The 4,896-nt window shown below is 44.6% G+C and carries 3 protein-coding genes and 1 tRNA gene; all 4 read left to right on the forward strand.

What is annotated here, in order from left to right; translation table 11 throughout:
• Positions 1–43 precede the first annotated feature (43 nt).
• Positions 44–1,021: a FecR domain-containing protein gene (locus JCM15092_RS13920; RefSeq protein WP_024995172.1), complete on the forward strand. Its 978-nt coding sequence runs from the start codon at positions 44–46 to the stop codon at positions 1,019–1,021.
• A gap of 76 nt (positions 1,022–1,097) precedes the next feature.
• A complete protein-coding gene (locus JCM15092_RS13925; protein ID WP_024995173.1) occupies positions 1,098–3,308 on the forward strand; it encodes a TIM-barrel domain-containing protein in 2,211 nt (736 codons plus the stop codon).
• A gap of 112 nt (positions 3,309–3,420) precedes the next feature.
• Positions 3,421–4,605, forward strand: coding sequence for a DNA/RNA non-specific endonuclease (locus JCM15092_RS13930; protein WP_034542083.1), 1,185 nt, complete (start codon positions 3,421–3,423; stop codon positions 4,603–4,605).
• A 165-nt stretch (positions 4,606–4,770) separates the two neighbouring features.
• Positions 4,771–4,846: transfer RNA gene (locus JCM15092_RS13935), tRNA-Pro, on the forward strand.
• Positions 4,847–4,896: the final 50 nt, after the last annotated feature.

The raw sequence follows: 4,896 nt of genomic DNA on the forward strand, positions 1-4,896 counted from the left end.
TAAAAATTTATTATATTTGCAACCATAACAATCGGACAAAACGATGAATGGGAAACAACTATTAGAACAATTAAATAGTGGTTCTGCTGCCACTTTTGATGTTTATATAAAGAAATGGTCTCCGCGAATCTATTACTGCTCTCTCTCTATCTCTGACTCACCTGAGATAGCTAAACGTCTTGTAGTCGATGTATTTACCAACTTCTGTCTGGAAAATAAATATACTCAATGCGATACTAATGTTGAACGTATCCTCCTTGAGAGTCTTATTCGCTGCTCCTCATCCGAATTCTATGGACTGATAAAGGATAGCTCCCCTCTGGAACATGAGATTAAGTTAGAGCATTTATGGGAATTAGGAGATGATTTTCTCTCTCCCGACATTGACAAGGATAAGTTCTATTCCGATATAAGGAATGATATCTATAATGCTGCATTCTTTTATCAGTCACATTCCCGCAAGAACACTTTTTCGTTCATAAACTTACGTCTTCAGAAGTTTATATCATGCCTTTTAGTGATCTTTTTCCCTATTGTCTTCATCACTTTCGGTTACTATATTTACCGCAGCAATCTTACCTTGGGCAATAACTTAATGATCTCCACCGGCATGGATATTACCTCCATAACACTTCCCGACGGATCGAAGATAAGAATGCAGAAAAACTCCGATCTCTATTATGACAACCGCCTATACAACATGGACGAGCGTCGCATTGAGTTCAATGGACGTGGCAACTTCATTGTCATAAACTCCGAGAAGGTGTTCACCCTTCTTACCGACTTTACCAGGATAGAGGCTAATCAGGCACACTTCTCACTATGTGCGGATAAGGCATCCAACAATACCTCAGTTTCTGTTAAGGTTGGCAATGTATCTATCTCCTCACTAAGCAGGAAGGAGAAATACAACATCCGTCAGGGAGAGATGGCAGTTGTCGATCATGAAAAAGGGGATATAAATGTTCAAAACATACCATCACTGCGCCGCGGTAAATCTGTTGTCCGTTCAGTACCATAGAATTTCTTTCTATAGTTTATCTATAAATATAGAGAGTAATAAGTTGTTGACTAATATATATTTAAAAGATAAAAAGATGAAGAAATTGATTGCTCTTCTCATGCTGCTCTCACTGCAGTCTATCCAAATAATGGCTCAGGAGAGTCACCTCTATTCGAAGAATATAGCGCTTTTCTATCCGGCAAACTATGACAGAGAGGCTATGGAACCCTCATTTGCCATAATCCGCGACCTCTCCAAGGGGAGTGAGCTGCCCGACAGCTGGCGTGTCCGTCCCCATTTCTCAAAGGTAAACGGCAAGAACCATATCACCATCTCTGTCGACCGAGGTACCGACCTTTATGGTTGCGGTGAGGTGCTTGGTGACCTTCGTCGTAATGGTACCGACACCTACCTGTGGAACAGTGACAACTACACCTATGCGAAGTGGCAGGGAAAGCAGCTCTATCAGTCGCACCCATGGGTACTTGCCCTTCGTAGTGACGGCAGCGCGTTCGGAGTGCTGTTCGACAATACCTACCGTCAGCATATCTCCCTAAAGGGTGATATAGAGGTCAGCTGTGAAGGTCCTGCACCCCGTGTCGTTGTCATCGAGGGTGAAAAGGTGGACGATGTAGTTAAGCAGTTGTCCTATATCACCGGTACCATCGAGCTCCCTCCATTGTGGGCATTAGGTTATCAGCAGGCTCGCTTCTCCTATTTCCCTCTCTCCCGAGTGAAAGAGGTTGCCGATGAGTTCCGTTCACGCCGTATACCTTGCGATGTAATCTGGATGGATATCGACTATATGGACAAGCGTAAGGTCTTTACCTTCGATCCTGTAAACTTCAACGACCCCAAAGGTCTTAACGACTACCTGCACTCTAAAAATTTCAAGGCTATATATATGGTCGATCCAGGTATCTGTCGTGACTCCACATATAATATCTACCGCAGTGGTAGTGCAATAGATGCATGGATTAAGGATAGTGTTGGCGGTGAGGCAAAGGGAAAAGTATGGCCGGGTGAGTGTGTCTTCCCCGATTTCACCAACCCACGCACTGCCGAATGGTGGAGCGGACTCAACAGTGAGTTTGTAAAGTTGGGTATTGACGGTATATGGAATGATATGAACGAACCTGCCGTTTTCAACAGTGAGATGACACTTCCCCAATCATCCGTTCACAGTGGCGGTCTGATGGTCAACGGAAAACCACTTCCTGCAGGTACTCATGCACGTTATCATAATGTTTACGGCATGCTTATGCTTGATGCAACCCGTAAAGGAATGCTTATGACTAATCCCGATAAGCGCCTTTTCATACTGTCGCGTGCCAACTTCCTTGGTGGACAACGCTTAGGTGCCACCTGGACAGGCGATAATGCCTCTACATGGGACTATCTGCGCTGCTCTATTCCTATGACACTCAACCTGGGACTTTCAGGCCAGCCATTTACCGGTCCCGATACAGGCGGTTTCTCAGGCGACTGCAACGGCGACCTGTTGGCAAACTGGACAGCCCTCTCTGCCTACTTCCCATTCTTCCGCAACCACTCTGCCGACAATACGGTGAGTCAGGAGCCATGGGCATTCGACAGTAAGACCGAGGATATCTGCCGTACAGCCATCAACCGCCGTTATATTCTGTTGCCATATCTCTCAACGCTCTTCAGACAATCATCAATAGATGGTATGCCTGTGATGCGTCCTCTCTACTTCTATGACTCTAAAGATAGTGCACTTCGCACTGAGCAGGAGGCATTCCTTTTGGGAGGTGATCTGCTTGTTATACCACGTTGGGCAGGAGAGTGTGCTCTTCCTAAAGGCGACTGGGACATAGTACCATTCGAGAAGGAAGATGATGGAGTACAACCATATGTTGCACTTCGTCCCGGAGCAGCAGTGCCTGTAGGAAATGTTATGCAGAGCACCGAGGAGTATGCCACCGACTCACTCACCATACTTGTCAATCCCGATAATAGAGGTGTTGCCGAGGGAATCTACTATGATGATATCACAGGAAAGACATTCCCGATAAAAGCAAAGGTGAGTGGTTCCAAGATTAAAGTTACCATAGAGAGGGGTGGTGAGTTGAATAGAATCATACGTGTTGCTGTAGTGAGCAATGGCAAGGCTGAATACTCGCCATGGAGCCAAAAGAGCAAGGTAGTGATGAAGTGGAGTGGGGATGATGAACTCTCGCTGAAGAGAGATGCCCTGAAATTCCAGGAGAGAAAGTTTGAACAAAAGAGTTTGAACTTTATGCTTAACCGCAATCATGAGTCCGATGGCATAGATCTATATTAAAATGATGTTTCAGATGTTAAAGTTAATATTTGAAAAGAAAAATTAATTGTATTTTTCATAAATTAAAATATCTTTGTTATACTTATGCATAGAATATAGATTTTATACAGATATGAAAGTAATAACAAAGAACATTTTAAATCTGCTATACCTCACCATATTCATCAGTATGGTGAGCTCATGTAGCGACAGCGATTCACCATCCTCACAGGATAGTAACGCAACAGCAGAGTGGAAGACATCATCATCGGTAGGTTCCGACGAGGTAAGTACAGGCATTCTTCTCAAAGGAGATGCAGGTACTCAGTATAGTGCCACTATCAGTCAGGGGGCATCATTCAGCTCTTTCGACTACTACACATCTAAGAGTGCCAAACTGGGTGTTCTTAAAGAGGGTGACAACGTGATTTATATTTACTGCAAGGCAAACGCTACCGCAGATCCACGTAATGTTGTTGTAGATATTACATTCGGCGATGCAGCACCTCAGCAGCTCACCCTGGTGCAGAAATCTGTTTCCCAGGAGATTTTGCCTGTATTCAGTGCATGGCCTGAACTTCCTGCCGAGAAGGTTAGTACCGACTATCAGTATGCAACCCACTATGTTACCGTCAACGGCAAGAAGATACGCAGTTACTCACTCTGTTTCGACAAGAACAATAAGGCGGCTCTCTGGGTTGCATATCCTATGCATGCAGTCTATGACGGTTCTGTAGGGCGCAGCGATGAGTGGGGATTCGATCCGTACATCACTCAGACAAATCAGGCAAACTGTGTGTCACGTTCGTATGGCGGCAACTATGACCGTGGTCATCAGATTCCGTCAGCCGACAGAGATGCTACATTCGAAATGAATGCTCAGACATTCTACATGAGTAACATGACACCTCAGCTCGACCGTCTGAACCAGGATATGTGGGCAAAGCTTGAGACAAAGGTTAGAAACAACATCTGTTCGGATACTCTATATGTTGTGACAGGAGCTTATTTCGGTGCAGGTGCAACCACCACCACCGATGGAGCAGGCAATATAGTAGCTATCCCTACCAATTACTTCAAGATTCTTCTCAGAACTAAGAGCGGTAACTCAGGTAAGAGCATTGCTCTCTGCAGCGATTCCGAACTTATCTCCATAGGATTCTGGGTAGATCATAAGGCATATGGCAATATAGAGCCTCCAACAACAATCTGTACCTCTGTAGCAGATATTGAGGCAAAGACAGGTTTCAGCTTCTTCCCGGGAGTATCGGCTGCTGTAAAGAGTCAGAATACTCCTTCTGTATGGGGAGTACAGTAGTTTTGACTGTAAAAATATAACTTACACTGATATTCAGCGCTTTTAGTCATAGAAGCCCTGAAATAAAGGGTCCGGGGATGAAAAGCCCCGGATTTTTTATCTTTTTTTTATAATTTTATTTGTATGGTTCATATTATTTACTACCTTTGCAGCCGTTAAAGGAAACGGGGTGTAGCGCAGTCCGGTTAGCGCACCTGCTTTGGGAGCAGGGGGGTCGTGGGTTCGAATCCCGCTACCCCGACATAATAAAAATTTCCGATAAACAAAAAGTGATATAAACTACGGGGTGTA

This window comes from Phocaeicola paurosaccharolyticus JCM 15092, assembly GCF_000613805.1.
Lineage (GTDB): Bacteria > Bacteroidota > Bacteroidia > Bacteroidales > Bacteroidaceae > Phocaeicola > Phocaeicola paurosaccharolyticus.

Coding starts and splice junctions, on each gene's coding strand:
- JCM15092_RS13920 (WP_024995172.1), top strand. CDS start 44: ATGAATGGGAAACAACTATTAGAACAATTAAATAGTGGTTCTGCTGCC.
- JCM15092_RS13925 (WP_024995173.1), top strand. CDS start 1,098: ATGAAGAAATTGATTGCTCTTCTCATGCTGCTCTCACTGCAGTCTATC.
- JCM15092_RS13930 (WP_034542083.1), top strand. CDS start 3,421: ATGAAAGTAATAACAAAGAACATTTTAAATCTGCTATACCTCACCATA.